This is a genomic window from Pseudoxanthomonas daejeonensis, from assembly GCF_010093205.1.
In the GTDB taxonomy this organism is placed as follows: Bacteria; Pseudomonadota; Gammaproteobacteria; order Xanthomonadales; family Xanthomonadaceae; genus Pseudoxanthomonas; species Pseudoxanthomonas daejeonensis.
Genome location: NZ_PDWN01000008.1, coordinates 158,238 through 175,187, shown reverse-complemented (window position 1 = coordinate 175,187; position 16,950 = coordinate 158,238). Strand labels below are relative to the sequence as shown.

Below are 16,950 nucleotides of genomic sequence, written 5' to 3'. Positions count from 1 at the left end.
CCGGGATGGGATGATCGGCGTTTCCCCCGAGCATCCCGGCCCCGCATGAGTCGTCCACTTTCCGTCGCCCTGCTGCTCGCCCTGTCCCTGCCCATCGCCGGCGCGGCATTCGCCGATACCGCTCCGGTGGCCGTCGCCAGTGACGCGGACAAGCGTTTCCAGGCGATCTACGAGAAGGAATGGACCTGGCGGCAGGCACAGAACGGGCTGGGCGACGAGGACAGCGCCGCCACGGAAGGCAACCTCAATCCGGACCTGCCCGACGTATCGCCGGCCGCGCAGCACGGCCGGCTCGCGGCCTGGAACGACGTGCTGCGCCAGCTCGACGCGCTGGATCCGGCGCAGCTGTCCGCCGCCAACCAGGTCAACCTGGCGATCTATCGCGCCCAGGTCCAGGACCTGGCCGACGAGACCCGGCTGCGCGGCTACGAGATGCCGTTCAACTCCGACAGCTCGTTCTGGGCCAACCTCAACTTCATGGCGCGGCGGCCGATGCACACCGCCGCCGCCTATCGCGCGTACATCGCGCGATTGAACGACGTGCCGCGCTACTTCGACCAGCAGACCGACAACATGCGCGCGGGCCTGGCGCGGGGCTTCAGCGTGCCGCGCGCAGTACTGGAAGGACGCGAAGGCTCGATCGCCGCCGTCGCTGGCCTTGAGGATCCGACTGCGTCGGCGCTCTACGCCCCGTTCAAGGACATGCCGGCGCAGATTCCGGCCACCGAGCAGCAGGCGTTGCGCGAAGCGGCGCAGGCGGCGATCGGCGATGCGGTGATTCCCGCGTTCGCCCGGCTGCAGGGGTTCTTCCGCGACGAATACGTACCGCAGGCGCGGACCACCCTGGCCGCCAACGCGATGCCCGACGGCAAGGCCTACTACCGCCAGCAGATCCGCCGCTACACCACGCTGGACCTGACCCCGCAGGAGATCCATCGGATCGGCATGGCCGAGGTGGCGCGGATCCAGGGCGAGATGGACGCGATCATCGACCGGGTCGGCTTCAAGGGCGGAAGCGAGCAGACCCGGTTCCAGGACTTCCTGCATTTCCTGCGCACCGACCCGCAGTTCTACGTGACCCAGCCGCAGGAGCTGCTCGATCGCGCCGCCTGGATCTCCAAGCGCGTGGACGGCCAGATCGGCCGCTACATTGGCACCCTGCCGCGCGGCCGCTTCACCATCGTGCCGGTGCCCGACGACATCGCCCCGTTCTGGACCGCCGGCCGTGGCGGGCTGGGCACCTACTGGGTCAACACGTACGACCTGCCCTCGCGGCCGCTGTACAACCTGCCGGCGCTGACCCTGCACGAGTCCTCGCCCGGCCACGCGCTGCAGGCGGCACTGAGCCAGGAGCAGAAGGCGTTGCCGGCGTTCCGCCGCGACAGCTACATCTCCGCCTATGGCGAGGGCTGGGCGCTGTACACCGAGAAGCTGGGCAAGGAGATGGGCGTCTACGAGACGCCGTACGAGGACTTCGGCCGGCTGACCTACGAGATGTGGCGGGCCAGCCGGCTGGTCATCGATACCGGCCTGCACCACTACGGCTGGAGCCGCGACCGGGCGCTGGCCTACCTGCGCGAGCGCACCGCCCTGTCCGAGCACGAGATCACCACCGAGGTCGACCGCTACATCTCCTGGCCGGGCCAGGCGTTGAGCTACAAGCTGGGCGAGATCGCCATCGTGCGCCTGCGCGGCCGGGCCGAGGCCGAGCTGGGCGACCGGTTCGACATCCGCGCCTTCCATGACGCGGTCCTGGCCGAGGGCTCGGTGCCGCTGCCGGTGCTGGAGGCCAGGATCGGGGCGTTCATCGACGCGGCCAGGGTCGCCGGCCCGGCAGGCGGGGCTTCCCGGGCGCCCTGAGCGGGGGGCGGACGCCCGCCCTGAAGGGTCAAACCCGGTTGCAATCAGCTACTTGCCCCGGCATAATGCGCGGCTCGCTGCGTCCGGCATGTCCGGATCGGTAGCCCGGGAGCGCGATCCGGGGCTGCCTTCGCGGTCGAATCCCTTCCCGCATCGCGTACGGCCCGTCCACATGGAAAGGCCGCGGGGCCGCCGTCTCCCGGGCTATGGGCGACACCAGACCTTTCGAGGTGCGTATGTCCCGAGTTTGCCAAGTAACCGGCAAGGGCGTGCAGAGCGGCAACAACGTCTCGCACGCGAACAACAAGACCCGCCGCCGTTTCCTCCCCAACCTGCACGAGCGCCGCTTCTGGGTGGCCTCCGAGAACCGTTGGGTGAAGCTGCGTGTTTCCGCTGCTGCGCTGCGCACCATCGACAAGAACGGTATCGATACCGTCCTGGCCGAGCTGCGTGCACGCGGCGAAAAGATCTGAGGAGTAATCGACCATGGCTTCCAAGCGCGACAAGATCCGCCTGATCTCCTCGGCCGGTACCGGCCACTTCTACACCACCGACAAGAACAAGAAGAACACGCCTGCCAAGATGGAGATCAAGAAGTACGATCCCACCATCCGCAAGCACGTGATCTACAAGGAAGGCAAGATCAAGTAAGCCTTCCGCCTCCGGGGTCCGCCCCGGGATGCAAGGACGAAGATCCGCAGAGCCCGCCTTCCGGCGGGCTTTTGCGTTGTGGCGCCGGCGCCATGCGGAAACCGTGCAGAATCCGGTTCAGCGAACGGACCCGGCAGCGCCATGGACTACTGGACGATCGGCACCACCCTGCTGGCCCTGGACTGGACGATCCGGCTGGCCGCCCTGTGGTGGATCCCCAGCCGCTCGGTGCCGGCCGCCGCGCGCAGCTGGCTGCTGCTGGTGTTCTTCCTGCCGCTGCTGGGGCTGCCGCTGTACCTGCTGGTCGGCCAGCCATGGATCTCCGGCCAGCGGCGGCGGCGCCAGGACCGGGCCTCGCTCGCCGTCCGCGAAGGCCAGATCCCGCAGAGCGCGCTGCGCTGGCAGCCGCCGCCCATCGGCCCTGCCGCCGAGACCGTGCCGCTGGTGGAGCGGATGGGCGACTTCATGCCGGTGCGCGGCAACGCGGTCGAGCTGCTCGACGACTACGACGGATCCATCGCCGCCCTCATCGCCGACATCGATTCCGCACGCGAACGCGTGCACCTGCTGTACTACCTGATGTTCGACGACGCCGTGGGCCAGGCGGTCGCGGCTGCGCTCGTGCGCGCGGCCGGACGCGGCGTGCGCTGCCGGCTGCTGCTGGACGCGGTCGGCGCCAAGCGCGGCTACCGGCGCTTCGCCGGCCCGCTGCGTGCCGCCGGGGTCGAGGTCCAGCGGATGATGCCTGGCGGCCTGCGCTGGCGGCGCAGCAGCCGCATGGACCTGCGCAACCACCGCAAGATCGCTGTGATCGACGACCACGTCGGGTACGTCGGTTCGCAGAACCTGGCCGACGCGGTCTTCGTGCGCGGCCACCCCAACCGCGAACTGGTCGCGCGCGTGCGCGGGCCGATCGTTTCGCACATGGAAGCGGTGTTCGCCAGCGACTGGTACCTGGAAACCGGGCAGATGCTGGAGGTCTCGCCGGCGCGGCCGGTGCACGACGAGGACGTGGCCGCGCAGCTGCTGCCCAGCGGTCCGGCGTATCCGTTCGGAAACGCCGGCGAGACGGTCAACTCGCTGATCCACCTGGCCCAGCACCGGCTGGTGCTGACCACGCCCTACTTCGTGCCCGACGACGCGACCATGAGCGCGCTGCGCATCGCCGCGCTGTCGGGCGTGGACGTGCAGCTGGTCCTGTCGGCGACCAACAACAAGCGCGTGCTGCTGCTGGCCCAGCAGTCCTACTACGAGGAACTGCTCCAGGCCGGAGTCAAGATCGCGCTGTACCAGCCGCACTTCATGCACGCCAAGCACCTGAGCGTGGACGATTCGGTCGCGCTGGTAAGTTCGATCAACCTGGACATCCGCTCCTTCGCGCTCAACGCCGAGATCGGCCTGCTGTGCTACGACCGCGACGTGGTGGCGCGCATGCACGAGATCGAAACCGACTACCTCGCCCATTCGCAGATGCTGTCCCTGGAGCAATGGCAACGGCGCCCTTCGTGGCGGCGCAGCCTGGAAGGCCTGTCGCGACTGGCCGATTCGTTCATGTGAGCGCGGCCCGGCGACGGCGGCCGGGTAGAATCGCATCCATGCAGTCCCGCTTCGACATCGCGATCATCGGCGGCGGCGCCGCCGGCACGCTGGCGGCGATCCAGTGCCTGCGCCAGGCGCGCGAGCCCGTGCGGATCGCCCTGTTCGAGCCGGCGCCGCGCCTGGCCGAAGGCGTGGCCTACGCGACCGACCGCCCCGAGCACCTGCTCAACGTTCCGACCGGCCGCATGAGCGCGTTGCCGGGAAGTCCCGCTGATTTCCTGGACTGGCTTGCGCTTCGGGACGGCCACCGCGACACCGCACGCGAAGCGCTGGCGCGCAGTTATGCGCCGCGCCGCGAGTACGCGCACTACCTTCGCGATCGCCTGGAGCAGGCGCGCGCAGGCAGCGTGGCGACGCTGGACGTGGTGCCGCTGCGGATCGATGCGCTCGCACGCGACGACGACGACTGGCGCCTTTCCTGGAACGACGGACAGGCACGCGCACGACGCGTGCTGCTGGCGGTCGGCAACGCGCCACGGCCCTTGCCGCTGCGCGGTTCGGGTGCGCTGACCCGGCCGCGCCTGGTCGACGCCTGGGACTACGCAGGCGTCGCGGCGATCGGGCCGGAAGCCGACGTATGCATCGTAGGCACGGGCCTGAGCATGGTCGATGCGGTACTGACCCTGGAGGCCAACGGCCACCGGGGTCGGATCCACCTGCTGTCGCGGCATGCGCTGCTGCCGTTGGCGCATGAGCCCGTCCACGAGGTGGACGACCAGCTCGATGTCGACGGCCTGAAGGTGCTGGGCGTGCGCGGACGGTTGCGACAGCTGCGCCGGCAGGCGCGCGACGCGGCGGCGCGCGGCCTGCCGTGGCAAGCGGTGATGGAAAGGCTGCGCCCGCACGTGCAGGCCCTCTGGCGTTCGATGCCCACCATCGAGCAGCGTCGGTTCCTGCGCCACGCCGTGCGGCACTGGGATATCCACCGGCATCGCATCGCCCCCGCGGTGCGGGACGTGCTGCAGGACCTGCGCGACAGCGGGCGCCTGCACGTGCACCGCGCGCGGCTGGACATGGCCACCGCCGGCCAGCGCTGCGTGCAACTGACCGCGCGGACCCACGACCAGCGCATCCTCGCCCTGGACGTCGACCACGTGGTCAATGCCACCGGCGTGGAGATGCGCGTGCAGGCCATGCGCAGTGCGCTGCTCGTGCAGTTGCTGGGCGACGGCCTCGCAGGCCCGGGCGCGCACGGCATCGGGGTGGCTACCGATGCCTCGGGCCGCCTGGTCGATGCAAGCGGCCATGCGCAGGATGCGCTGCGCGTGATCGGCAGCCTGCGCATCGGTGAAGCCTGGGAAAGCATCGCGGTGCCGGAACTGCGGGTCCAGGCCGAAGCCATCGCCTGCGACTGGTTCGGCGACGGCGCGCACGCATCGCCCTAGGCGTCGGCGCGCGCTCCCGGCACCAGCGTGGCCAGGGCCCGCTGCAGTTGCGCCTCCGGCGCGAGATCGACCGGCAGTGCGACAACGTCCGGCTCACCGCGTGGATCCTCGAGGGTGGCGAACTGGCTGTCCAGCAGCGACACCGGCATGTAATGGCCGCTGCGCGCGCGCATCCGGGCGGCGATGAGGCGAGCCTCGCCCTGCAGGTAGACGAAGCGCAGCGGCAGCCCCGTGACGCGCAGCGCATCGCGATGCCGCCGGCGCAGGCCGGAGAACGCCAGGGCGATGCGTTCGCCCGCCTCCACGCGGCGCACCAGATCGCTCGCGATGCGTTCCACCCACGGCTGGCGCATCGCATCGGTGAGCGGTTGCCCGCTGGCCATGTGCGCCTTCGCCTCGGCGCTGTGGAAGTCGTCGGCATCGAGGAAGGTCGCCGGCCAGGTATCGGCCAGCGCGCGTGCGAGCGTGGTCTTGCCGCTGCCGGACACGCCCATCACCACGGCGACGCGGACGCCGCCATTCACGCCGGCAACTCCACGCGTACCTGGTAGTGGCGCCCGGCCTCGACCGCGGCGATCACCTCGCCCTGCAGCGGCGTCCCGTCCACCAGGATGCGGCGCTCACGGAGTCCTTCGACACGCTCGATCCCCACCTCGAACACCGCGCCGCGGAACTGCCGCGATGCGCATGCGCGCGGCCAGTGCGAAGGCAGCTGCGGCGCGATGCGAAGTCCGTCGCCGTCTCCGCGCAGGCCGAACAGGGACTCGACCATGCAGCGATACAGCCAGGCCGCGGTGCCGGTGTTGAACAGCTGGCTGGACCGGCCAGCGGTGCGCGGGTGCGACCGCCAGGCCCCGCGGTAGTAGTTGGGCACGAACACCGGCAGCTGGCCGCGCTGCAGGCCGTCCGCAGGATCGGGGCCGGTCAGCATCGCGCGCATGACCTGCCAGGCGCGGTCCGACTCGCCCACCGCATACAGACTGTGCAGGTAGAACGCGGCGGCATGGTTGTAGACCGCGCCGTTCTCGGCCGAACCGGGGAACTTCTGGGTCAGACGGCCGACGTCCTCGCGCATGCCGGTGTACGGGGGATCGAGCATGGCCACGCCGGAGGGCGAGACCAGCTGCGCATCGATCGATGCAAGCAGCCTGTCGCGCCGGTCCGCATCGGCGGCGCCACTGAGCATCGACCAGCTCTGCGGATTGAGATAGATGCGACCCTCGCCGTCGGCACGCACGCCGAACACGACGCCATCGTCGGTGATGCCGCGGCCGTACCAGTCGCCATCCCACAGGTGCCGGTTGACCGCGTCGTTGAAAGCCGCGGCGCCTTCGCGGAAGGCGGACGCCTGCCGCGCCCGGCCCCGGCGCTCGCAGATTCCGGCCCACAACGACAGCGCATGCGCGCTGGCCAGCGACAGCCAGCCCGATACGCCGCGCCCCTGCCACCCGACCATGTTCATCGGATCGCACCAATCGCCCTGGGCGATGTAGCTCAGGCCGCGTCCGTCGCGTTGCGCCAGCAGCCATTCCATCGCGCGATCGATGCGTTCGGCGACGCTGGCGCGCACGCCCTCGCGGTCGCCGACCTGGACGTCGAGCAGTGCGTCGTCGCCAGTCTCGTCCAGGTAGGCCTGCAGGCACACCGGGAGCCACACGCAATGGTCGGTGTGCGGCACCTGGTTGATGTACTTCAGTTCCGCGCCCTCCAGCAGCAGGATGCCGTCGGGCATCGCGCCGCTGGCTTCCTGCTGCGACAGCGCATGCAGGAACGCTGCGCGTGCCGTCGCCGGCCGCAGGTAGGCCATGCCCATGTGGTCCTGCAGGTAATTGCGCGTCTGCGGATCGGTGGTCAGGCGGTTGGAGTCGCCGTGGTAGTAGACCTGGCGCGGCAGCCAGTGGTTGGCGAAGTCGTCCAGCCACGGATCCGGGGTCTGGATCCGGAGGCAGCCACCCCCTTCGTCGAGATAGGCGGCATAGTCCGTGCGCGCCATCGCGAAGCCGGTGGCGGAGAGCAGCCGTGCGCGCAGGGCCAGTACCTCCGCATCGTCGCGCGCCGGAGCGAACACGAAGCGGTATTCCTCGACCGCATCGGCGGCGAGGGTGGCGCGGTACTGCAGGGCGGCGACCGGCATCTCGTAAAGCGCATCGCCGCATGCAAGCCGCTCACGGCCCATGATCGCGTCCGGCGCCTGCAGGCCACCCTCGCCCTCGAACGCAGCCTGGTTCGCCTCCCAGGCATGCGGCTCGCGTTCGTGCAGCAGCACGGTGCGATCCTTGAATTCGCGGTTGCGGAAGTAGTCCTGCACCTTCTGATAGGGCGTGACGCTGTCGCACACGATCCCGCCCAGGTCGGCGCGCCAGGCGCCGGACTGGTTCATCCACGACATGTAGCCGACCGGGAAGTACGGATACAGGCTGACCCTGCGTTCGCGGCCCGAGCGGTTGCGTACGCGCAGCGTCCACAGCTCGGCGGCGTCATCGAGCGGCAGCGATACCTGCCACTGGACTTCGATGCCGTCGCGGCACACCGTCCAGGCCACGTCACCCCGGCCGACCGAGAAGGCGAATTCATCCGGCGCATGGTTCACCGGCGCGTGCGGGGCGGAGAAGAGCAGGCCGCTCTCCTCGTCCTTCACGTAGCAGAAGCGACCCGGGTGGTGCGCGTAGTACGGCTGCTCCGGTTGCATGAAGGTCCTGGCCTCCAGCGTCGGCGCATGCGCGTATTTCGCCGGCTCCGGCTGCATGAACTGGGCGGTGGCGTAGCCGCGGCAGTTGAGCTGGAGCAGCAGCTTGCGGTTCCACAGGAACGTCGACGCCTGTGGCATGGCAAGCGGGCTGTGCAGGACGAAGCGACGCCCCTGCTCCTCGAAACCCCAGCAGGCCTGGCTCATGCCGCGGCCTCGCGGCGCGCCTGCAGTTCGGCCTGCACTTGGCCCAGGGCCGCATCATCGAGCGGATAGAAGCGCATCACCCAGGCGGCAAGCAACGCCACTACGCCGGGAATGACCGTCAGCAGCAGCACGATCCCCAGCTGCGACGCGTCGGACTGGGCCTGGTTGGCCACGTAGCCCATTCCGGCCAGCATCCAGGCGATCGCCGCCGAGGCCAGCGCACCACCGAACTTCTGCGAGAAGGCCGCGGCGGCGAAGGTCATCGCGGTGGCGCGGCGCCCGGTCTTCCACTCGGTGTAGTCGGCGCAGTCCGCGTACATCGAGAACGCCAGCGGCGACTTGGGTCCGAGCAGAAGTCCGATGAGGATGTTCAGCGCGAGCATGGTCCAGATCTGCTCGCGCGGGATGAAGTACATCGCGCAGCTGAGCACGCCGACCGCCGCCATCAGCCACATCAGCAGGCGCTTCTTCTCCACGAACCGGGTCAGCAGCGGGGTCGATGCCGCACCCACCGCCAGTGCCACCGAGTAGCTGCCCAGGAACAGCCCCGTCAGTTCAGGACGCGCAACGTAGTACTTGAGGTAGTACACCAGCGAACCGCTGCGCATCACGATCGTGACCATGATGATCAGCGCCAGTGCGAACAGCACCAGCCACGGGCGGTTGTCCAGCAGGTCGGCCACGTCCTGGCGCATCGTGCCCTGGTGCTGGAGTTGCGGCTGGATGCGCTCGCGCGTGGTCGCGAACACGACCGCGAAGCAGGCGACCGCGACGATGCCGTACAGGCCCAGGGTCAGCTGCCAGCCCAGCGGCTCGTCGCCGCGGCCGAGCCAGCGCACCAGGTCCAGGGTGAACCAGTTGACCACCGTGGTGCCGGCGAAGGCGGCGATGAAGCGGAAGCTGATCAGCGTGGTGCGCTGCTGGCTGTCGGCGGTCATGACGCCCGACAGCGCCGAATACGGCATGCTCAGCACGGTGTAGGCGAGCATCATCAGGGTGAAGGTGGCATAGGCCCACAGCAGCTTGCCGCCGCCATCCAGGTCGGGCACCGTCCAGGTCAGCACGCCGGCGAAGGCCAGCGGCAAAGCGCCCCACAGCATCCACGGGCGGAAGCGTCCCCAGCGGCTGCGCGTGCGATCGGCGACCGCGCCCATGAACGGATCTGTCGCCGCGTCGACCAGCTTGGTCACCAGCATCATGGTCCCGACTGCGCCCGCCGCCAGGCCCATCACGTCGGTGTAGAAGATCAGCAGGAACGCCGAGATATTGGCCCAGTAGAGGTTGAAGCCGAAATCGCCGATGCCGTAGCCGACCTTTTCGCGGAGTGGCAGTCGCGCATCGGCCTCGCGCGCACCTGGATGACCGGCCTGTACGGGGTGCTGCATGCCTTCGCCTCGAGATGGGGCGCAAGCGCGCGTGGCCACCGGGCCACACCCGGCCCGGCGCCTGGTTGACAGCGTTGTCGAGCTTGCCGGCATGGGGCCGCGCAGGCAAGCGTGCAGCGCATGTGGCGGACGCGGCCAGACCATGCGCCGCAGTACACTGGCCGCCTCCGGATGAGGAGGGCCGCCTTGGTCCCGAGCTGGATCCTGCTGCTGGTATCGGTCGGCTACGCCGCACTGCTGTTCGCGGTGGCGTGGTGGGGTGACCGCCGTCCGATGTACCCCGACCGTCCGTGGCTGCGCCCGGCCGTGTACAGCCTGGCGCTGGCCGTCTACTGCTCGTCGTGGACGTTCTATGGCGCCGTCGGCAGCGCGGTGCGCAACGGGATCGGCTACCTGCCGATCTACCTGGGCCCCTTGCTGCTGTTCCTGTTCGGCTGGCGGATCATCGAGCGCCTGGCGCTGATCGCGCGCAGCCAGAACACGGTTTCAATCGCCGACTTCATCTCGGCGCGCTACGGCCGTTCGCGCCGGCTGGCCGCGCTGGTCACGGTGATCGCGCTGGTGGGCGTGGTGCCGTACGTGGCCCTGCAATACAAGGCGGTGGCGATGAGCCTGACCGTGCTGTCCGGACAGGACGCCGGGCAGGTCGGGGTGATGGCCGACCCGGCGCTGTACGTGGCGCTGCTGATGGCCCTGTTCGCGGCGCTGTTCGGCACCCGCCAGGTCGATGCCACCGAGCACCACCACGGCATGATGCTGGCCATCGCGCTGGAATCGCTGGTCAAGCTGGTGGCGATGATTGCCGTGGGCGTGTTCGCGTGGGCCTGGCTGGGCGGGCACCAGATCCGCATCGCCGACTCGGCGCGGACCCTGTTCCAGGCATCGCCGCCGATGGGCTTCGTGGCCCAGACCCTGCTCGGCTTCCTGGCCATCGTCTGCCTGCCGCGCCAGTTTCAGGTGGCGGTGGTCGAGTGCGGCGACGTGGCCGACATCCGCAAGGCGCGCTGGCTGTTCGGCGCCTACCTGCTGGTGATCTCGGTGATGGTGGTGCCGATCGCCGGCGCCGGCGTGGCCTTGTTCGGGACCTCGGGCGACGTGGCCAGCGACACCTTCGTGCTGGCCCTGCCGCTGGCCGAGGGCCGCGACGCGCTCGCGCTGGCCGCTTACGTGGGTGGCTTTTCCGCGGCTACCGGCATGGTCATCGTGGCCAGCATCGCGCTGGCGACGATGGTCAGCAACGACCTGGTGATGCCGGTGCTGCTGCGACGCGGCTGGGGCGAGCGTCACGCGGCGGCCGACGTGGCCTCGATGGTGCTGTGGGTGCGCCGCGTAGCGATCCTGCTGCTGGCGCTGGTCGCCTACACCTACTACCGCTGGATCGGCGGCGACACCACGCTGGCCGCCTACGGGCTGATGGCCTTCGTCGCGGTCGCGCAGTTCGCGCCCGGCCTGATCGGCGGCCTGTACTGGCGCGGGGCCAGCCGCCGCGGCGTGGAGATCGGCCTGCTGGTCGGTTTCATCACCTGGATCTACACGCTGCTGCTGCCGGCACTGTCCAGTTCCGGGCATTTCGATCCGGCGTGGATGCACGAGGGCCCGTTCGGCCTGCACTGGCTGCGGCCACAGCAGCTGTTCGGCCTCAGCGGCTGGGATTCGCTCACCCACGGCACGTTCTGGTCCTTGCTGCTCAACGGCTCGGTGATGATGCTGGTCTCGGCGCGCTGGCGGCCGGGCGTGGACGAGCGCCTGCGCATCGCCCCGTTCCTGGACCCGTACGCGGAGCGCCAGACCCTGGCGCAGGGCGAGTGGCCGGGCAATGTCAGTGTCGGCGACCTGCTGGCGCTCGCAGTGCGCATCGTCGGCGAGCGCCATGCACGGCGCGCGTTCTCCGAGCAGGCCATCTCGCTGGGTCGCGAACTGCAGCCGGCCGCAGCGGCGGACCGCGCCTGGATCCAGTTCACCGAGCGCCTGCTGGCCGCCTCGATCGGCGCGGCGTCCGCGCGACTGGTGCTGACCAGCGTGCTGCGCGGCTCGGGCATGCACCTGAGCGAGGTCATGGCGCTGCTGGACGAAGCGGGACAGGAGCTGCGCTTCAATCGCGGCATCCTTTCCACCACGCTGGAGAACATCAGCGCCGGGGTCAGCGTGGTCGACCCGGACATGCGCCTGGTCGCGTGGAACCGCCGCTACCAGAAGATGTTCGGCTATCCGGCCGGCATGCTCTATGTCGGCCGTCCGGTCGCCGACCTGATCCGCTACAACGCCGAGCGCGGCGAACTGGGCGACGGCAACACCGACGAACAGGTCGGCAAGCGCATCGAACACATGCGCGCCGGCAACCCGCATGTGTTCGAGCGCGTGCGCGCCGACGGCAGCGTGATCGAGATGCGCGGGCAAGCCCTGCCCGGCGGCGGCTACGTCACCAGCTACAACGACATCACCGCCTACAAGCATGCCGAGCAGGCCTTGCGGGAAGCCAATGAGACGCTGGAGCAGCGCGTGGCCGAGCGCACCCGCGAGGCGGAGGAAGCGCAGCAGTCGCGCACCCGTTTCCTGGCGGCGATCAGCCATGACGTGCTGCAGCCGCTCAATGCCGCGCGGCTGTTCGCCTCGGCCCTGCGCGACAGCGGCGAACCGCAGGAACAGCAGCACCTGGCCGAACGCGTGGATGCGTCGCTGCGCGCGGCCGAAGAACTGCTCGACGGACTGCTCGACGTCTCGAGGCTGGATACCGGCGCCCTGCAGGCCGACGTCCGCGAGTTCGATGCGGGCGAACTTCTGCGCGAACTCGCCGCGCAGTACGCCCCGGTGGCAGCCGGCCGCGGCCTGGACCTGCGGGTGTACGCGCGCCCGTGGCCGGTACGCAGCGACCGCCGCCTGCTGCGCCGGGTGCTGCAGAACTTCCTCGCCAACGCGCTGCGCTACACCCGGCAGGGGCGGATCGTGCTGGGCATGCGCGCGCACGGCGACGCCGTCGCGCTGCAGGTGTGGGACACCGGCCCGGGCATCCCGCTCCAGCACATGCGCCAGATCTACGACGAGTTCCATCGCTACCAGCAGCCATTCGACTGGGGCGAGCGCGGCCTGGGCCTGGGCCTGTCGATCTGCCAGCGCATCTCGCGCCTGCTCGACCATGGGCTGGATGCGCGCAGCTCGGTGGGTCGCGGCAGCATGTTCTCGATCACCGTGCCGCGCGCCGCGGCCTTGCCGACGCCGATCGAACGGCCAGCCACCTTCCTGCCCGACTCCGGTTCGCTGGCCGGCCTGCGCGTGCTGTGCGTGGACAACGACCAGGAGATCCTCGACGGCATGCGCGTGCTGCTCACGCGCTGGCATGCGACCGCGATCACCGCCAGCACCGTGGACGATGCCCTGGCGCGGATGGCCGACAGCGCGCCGCAGGCGATGCTGGTCGACTACCACCTGCACGATCGCCTCGATGGCCTGGACACGCTCGATGCTTTGCGCGATGCGGGCGGGCGGATTCCCGGCGCGCTGCTCACCGCCGATGGCCGCGACGAACTCAAGCGGCTGGCGCGCCAGCGCGGCTACCGCCTGCTGACCAAGCCGGTGAAGCCGGCTTCGTTGCGCGCCTGGCTGGCCGCGCAGGTGCCGGCGGCCGAGCGTGCCGAGCCCTAGGACTCCCCCTTGGCCCGGTAATGGCATGACTTGACCCTGGGCTGACTCCAGGGTGTGCAATCACGTGCCGCACCCGGCGTTCATCCACCATCCGTTGAACCGCCGCCATTCGTCGCTTAACGTGGCGATGCCTGCCGATATCCGCACGATGACCCTGATCCGCCGCCTTTCGCTTTGCCTGCTCGCCCTGGCCCTGTTGCCGGGGGCGACGCTGCAGGCGCAGATGTCATCGACGTCGGTGCGTGATGCTGTTGCGATTTCGTCGACGGTAGCGACCGGCGATTGTCACCAGGCGATGTCCATGCCGCCGTCTACCGACACAGTGGACGCGGGCCATCACCCCGGGCCCGCCAGCGGTGCGACGCACGCCGGTGAATGCTGCGGCGATGCCGACGCCAAGGACAGCTGCTCGGGTGCCTGTCCGTGCCCGACGGCGCTCGCGGCGCTGCCGCTTTCGTCCCCCAGCGCATCGGACCCGATGTTGCAGCAGCGGTGGCAGGCCGTAGGGTTTCAAGGCCGTGACCGCTTCGCCGAAGGACCGCCCAGGCGCCCCCCGATCGGCTGAGGGGACGCAATCCTCCGCGTCGCGCGATGTCTGCGCGCAGTGCCTGCCTGTATCGATGCCGCGGCTTGCGGCTTCGACCTCCGCTGGAATCCAGATGAGCCGTCATACCCGCTTCCCCCACTCTCCCGGCGTGGCTTCGCTGCCGCGTCGCCGTTTCGTCCAGGGCCTCGCCTTCGCCGGCCTCGCCGGCGGCAGCGGCCTGCTTCGCACGCCGGCGCTCGCCGCGCCCGGCACGTCACCGCAGGTGCTGCGCGGCACCACGTTCGACCTGGCCATCGGTGCCCGCGAGGTCAACATCACCGGCCGCGCGCGCCAGGCGATCACCGTCAACGGCAGCCTGCCCGCCCCGCTGCTGCGCTGGCGCGAGGGCGACACGGTCACCGTACGCGTCGCCAACCGCCTCGCCGACGCACCGACCTCCATCCACTGGCACGGCATCCTGCTGCCGGCCAACATGGATGGCGTGCCGGGCATGAGCTTCGACGGCATCGCGCCCGGCGAGAGCTGGCTGTACCGCTTCACCCTCAGGCAGTCCGGCACCTACTGGTACCACAGCCACTCGATGTTCCAGGAACAGGCCGGCCTCTACGGCGCGATTATCGTCGAGCCTTCGCAGCCGCCGCCGTTCCACTACGACCGCGAACACGTGCTGCTGCTCTCGGACTGGACCGACCTGGCGCCGGACGCGCTGTTCCGCCGGCTGAAGAAGGCCCCGTCCTACGACAACCACTACAAGCGCACCGTCGGCGACTTCGCCCGCGATGCCGGCGAAGGCGGCCTGCGCGCCACGCTCGCCGATCGCGGCATGTGGGGCCGGATGCGGATGACACCCAGCGACCTGTCCGACGTCAATGGCCACACCTACACCTACCTGCTCAACGGCCTGCCACCGGCGGGCAATTGGACCGGGCTGTTCCAGCCCGGCGAGAAGGTGTTGCTGCGACTGGTCAACGCCGGAGCGATGACCTATTTCGACGTGCGCATCCCGGGCCTGAAGATGACCGTGGTCGCGGCCGACGGCCAGTACGTGCACCCGGTGACGGTGGACGAGCTACGCATCGCCGCTGCCGAAACCTATGACGTCATCGTCGAGCCCGCGGGCCAGGACGCGTACACCATCTTCGCCCAGGACATGGGCCGCACCGGCTTCGCCCGCGGCACGCTGGCCGTTCGCCACGGCCTGGCCGCGCCGGTCCCCGGCAACGACCCGCGACCGCTGCTGACCATGGATGACATGGGCCACGGTGCGCACGGCGGTGCGGTGGCGCCTGTCGAAGGCGGCTGCGGTGCGATGATGCGGCACGGCACCGAGGGCGGTTGCGGCGCGACCATGCACGGCGGCGGTCACGACGGCCACGCGGCTGCATCCGTCACCCATCCGGACAGCGAACGCGGCAATCCGCTGGTAGACATGCAGTCCTCGCCCGGCGGCCCGCGACTGGACGACCCGGGCATCGGCCTGCGCGACAACGGCCGCCGCGTGCTCGCCTACGCCGACCTGAAAAGTGTCTTCGACGATCCCGACGGCCGCGAACCTGGACGCGAAGTCGAGCTTCACCTCACCGGGCACATGGAGAAGTTCGCCTGGTCCTTCGACGGCATTCTGTTTGCCGGCGCCGAACCGCTCCGGCTCAACTACGGCGAGCGCCTGCGCATCGTGCTGGTCAACGACACGATGATGCAGCACCCGATCCACCTGCACGGAATGTGGAGCGACCTGGAAGATGCCGATGGTGCGTTCCAGGTGCGCAAGCACACCGTCGACATGCCGCCCGGCACGCGTCGCAGCTACCGCGTGCGCGCCGACGTTCTCGGCCGCTGGGCTTACCACTGCCACCTGCTCTACCACATGGAAGCCGGGATGATGCGCGAAGTGCGCGTGGAGGAAAGCGCATGAGCCGCGCGACACTCCGCATTGCCATGGTGCTGGCCCTCGGCGCGCCCGCGTTCGCGCAGGCGCAGGCCGGCTGCACGGCGGAGCATGCGGCGATGGGCCACTGCACGTTGCCCGCGTCCGCGCCGGTGCCCGCCGCAGTTCCAGCCAAGGCGCCTTCTGCACAAGCCGTCGACGACTGCACGGCAGAGCATGCCGCCATGGGTCACTGCAAGCGTCCACAGGCCGGCTCCGCGGCATTCGATGCGAACGACCCGGCCTGCCCTCCCGAACACGCCGCGATGGGGCATTGCACGCCACGCAGCCCGCGCGCGCAGGTGCGGGAGCAGGCACCACGCGAGCCCATTCCCATCCCTACCGAAGCCGACCGCGCCGCCGCCTTCGCTCCGCTGCAGCATGGCCACGCGCACGGCGGCGACATCCACAGCCTGGTGCGCTTCAACCGCTTCGAGGCATGGGATGCCGACCCCGGCACCGGCCAGGCGTGGGAAGGCAAGGCCTGGATCGGCGGCGACGTCCGGCGCCTGTGGCTGCGCAGCGAAGGCGAGCGCGAGCACGGCCGCACCGCATCTGCCGACCTGGAAGCGCTCTACGGGCGCGGCATCAGCCCGTGGTGGGACTTCCTGGCCGGCGTACGCCACGACTTCAATCCTGGGCCCTCGCAGACCTGGGCGGCGGTCGGCGTGCAGGGCATGGCCCCATACAAGTTCGAAGTCGCGGCCACCGCATACCTCGGCGCGGGCGGGCAAAGCATGTTTACCGCCGAGATCGAGTACGAACTGCTGTTCACCAGCCGCCTCATCCTGCAGCCGCTGGTGGAAGTGGAGTTCATGGGCCGTGCCGATCCGGAGCGTGGTACTGGCTCGGGCCTGTCCTCGGTCGAAGCCGGATTACGGCTGCGTTACGAGGTCGACCGCCAGTTCGCCCCGTATGTCGGGCTCGCGTACGAGCGCACTTATGGCGGCACCGCCGATCACCGTCGAGGCGCGGGCGAGGCGGCACATGAAACGCGCTGGGTCGCCGGCGTGCGCTGGTGGTTCTAGCGGTTGCGCGCGTCGCCTTGCACGGAAACGGACAGG

12 protein-coding genes are annotated in these 16,950 nt (G+C 69.8%); 9 read left to right on the top strand and 3 right to left on the bottom strand.

The features are described from left to right. Positions 1–45 precede the first annotated feature (45 nt). From CSC65_RS09855 to CSC65_RS09835, 5 genes are all read left to right on the top strand, one after another. Entirely contained in the window at positions 46–1,860 is a 1,815-nt protein-coding gene (locus CSC65_RS09855) for a DUF885 domain-containing protein (protein ID WP_162410394.1), read from the top strand. Positions 1,861–2,096: 236 nt separating this feature from the next. Further along, on the top strand, positions 2,097–2,333 hold the full coding sequence (rpmB, locus tag CSC65_RS09850) for a 50S ribosomal protein L28 (RefSeq protein ID WP_162410393.1): 237 nt from the start codon (positions 2,097–2,099) through the stop codon (positions 2,331–2,333). 13 nt (positions 2,334–2,346) lie between these two features. After that, positions 2,347–2,511: a 50S ribosomal protein L33 gene (rpmG, locus tag CSC65_RS09845; RefSeq protein ID WP_162410392.1), complete on the top strand. Its 165-nt coding sequence runs from the start codon at positions 2,347–2,349 to the stop codon at positions 2,509–2,511. A gap of 141 nt (positions 2,512–2,652) precedes the next feature. Next, positions 2,653–4,068 (top strand): cardiolipin synthase, encoded by a 1,416-nt coding sequence (gene cls / locus CSC65_RS09840; protein WP_162410391.1) that lies wholly within the window; start codon positions 2,653–2,655, stop codon positions 4,066–4,068. Positions 4,069–4,106: 38 nt separating this feature from the next. Continuing rightward, complete coding sequence (locus tag CSC65_RS09835) at positions 4,107–5,495, top strand: FAD/NAD(P)-binding protein (RefSeq protein ID WP_162410390.1); 1,389 nt, start codon at positions 4,107–4,109, stop codon at positions 5,493–5,495. Here the strand turns inward: CSC65_RS09835 and CSC65_RS09830 are convergent. The 3 genes from CSC65_RS09830 to CSC65_RS09820 are packed head-to-tail and all read right to left on the bottom strand — an operon-like array spanning position 5,492 to position 9,773. Then, positions 5,492–5,989: a gluconokinase gene (locus CSC65_RS09830; RefSeq protein WP_162410427.1), complete on the bottom strand. Its 498-nt coding sequence runs from the start codon at positions 5,987–5,989 to the stop codon at positions 5,492–5,494. The two genes, CSC65_RS09835 and CSC65_RS09830, sit on opposite strands and share 4 nt — an antisense overlap. 26 nt (positions 5,990–6,015) lie before the next feature. Then, a complete protein-coding gene (locus tag CSC65_RS09825; protein ID WP_162410389.1) occupies positions 6,016–8,388 on the bottom strand; it encodes a GH36-type glycosyl hydrolase domain-containing protein in 2,373 nt (790 codons plus the stop codon). Continuing rightward, positions 8,385–9,773, bottom strand: coding sequence for an MFS transporter (locus tag CSC65_RS09820; protein WP_162410388.1), 1,389 nt, complete (start codon positions 9,771–9,773; stop codon positions 8,385–8,387). The genes CSC65_RS09825 and CSC65_RS09820 overlap by 4 nt, the downstream gene beginning before the upstream one ends. A 186-nt stretch (positions 9,774–9,959) precedes the next feature. On the opposite strand from CSC65_RS09820, the gene CSC65_RS09815 reads away from it, so the two are divergent. From CSC65_RS09815 to CSC65_RS09800, 4 genes are all read left to right on the top strand, one after another. Next, complete coding sequence (locus CSC65_RS09815) at positions 9,960–13,412, top strand: hybrid sensor histidine kinase/response regulator (RefSeq protein ID WP_162410387.1); 3,453 nt, start codon at positions 9,960–9,962, stop codon at positions 13,410–13,412. 148 nt (positions 13,413–13,560) lie between these two features. Further along, positions 13,561–13,977, top strand: coding sequence for a hypothetical protein (locus CSC65_RS09810; protein WP_162410386.1), 417 nt, complete (start codon positions 13,561–13,563; stop codon positions 13,975–13,977). Between the two features lie 94 nt (positions 13,978–14,071). Beyond that, a complete protein-coding gene (locus CSC65_RS09805) occupies positions 14,072–15,874 on the top strand; it encodes a copper resistance system multicopper oxidase (RefSeq protein ID WP_162410385.1) in 1,803 nt (600 codons plus the stop codon). Then, complete coding sequence (locus CSC65_RS09800) at positions 15,871–16,914, top strand: copper resistance protein B (RefSeq protein WP_162410384.1); 1,044 nt, start codon at positions 15,871–15,873, stop codon at positions 16,912–16,914. The genes CSC65_RS09805 and CSC65_RS09800 overlap by 4 nt, the downstream gene beginning before the upstream one ends. Positions 16,915–16,950: the final 36 nt, after the last annotated feature.

Coding starts and splice junctions, on each gene's coding strand:
- CSC65_RS09855 (WP_162410394.1), top strand. CDS start 46: ATGAGTCGTCCACTTTCCGTCGCCCTGCTGCTCGCCCTGTCCCTGCCC.
- rpmB (WP_162410393.1), top strand. CDS start 2,097: ATGTCCCGAGTTTGCCAAGTAACCGGCAAGGGCGTGCAGAGCGGCAAC.
- rpmG (WP_162410392.1), top strand. CDS start 2,347: ATGGCTTCCAAGCGCGACAAGATCCGCCTGATCTCCTCGGCCGGTACC.
- cls (WP_162410391.1), top strand. CDS start 2,653: ATGGACTACTGGACGATCGGCACCACCCTGCTGGCCCTGGACTGGACG.
- CSC65_RS09835 (WP_162410390.1), top strand. CDS start 4,107: ATGCAGTCCCGCTTCGACATCGCGATCATCGGCGGCGGCGCCGCCGGC.
- CSC65_RS09830 (WP_162410427.1), bottom strand. CDS start 5,989: ATGGGCGTGTCCGGCAGCGGCAAGACCACGCTCGCACGCGCGCTGGCC.
- CSC65_RS09825 (WP_162410389.1), bottom strand. CDS start 8,388: ATGAGCCAGGCCTGCTGGGGTTTCGAGGAGCAGGGGCGTCGCTTCGTC.
- CSC65_RS09820 (WP_162410388.1), bottom strand. CDS start 9,773: ATGCAGCACCCCGTACAGGCCGGTCATCCAGGTGCGCGCGAGGCCGAT.
- CSC65_RS09810 (WP_162410386.1), top strand. CDS start 13,561: ATGACCCTGATCCGCCGCCTTTCGCTTTGCCTGCTCGCCCTGGCCCTG.
- CSC65_RS09805 (WP_162410385.1), top strand. CDS start 14,072: ATGAGCCGTCATACCCGCTTCCCCCACTCTCCCGGCGTGGCTTCGCTG.
- CSC65_RS09800 (WP_162410384.1), top strand. CDS start 15,871: ATGAGCCGCGCGACACTCCGCATTGCCATGGTGCTGGCCCTCGGCGCG.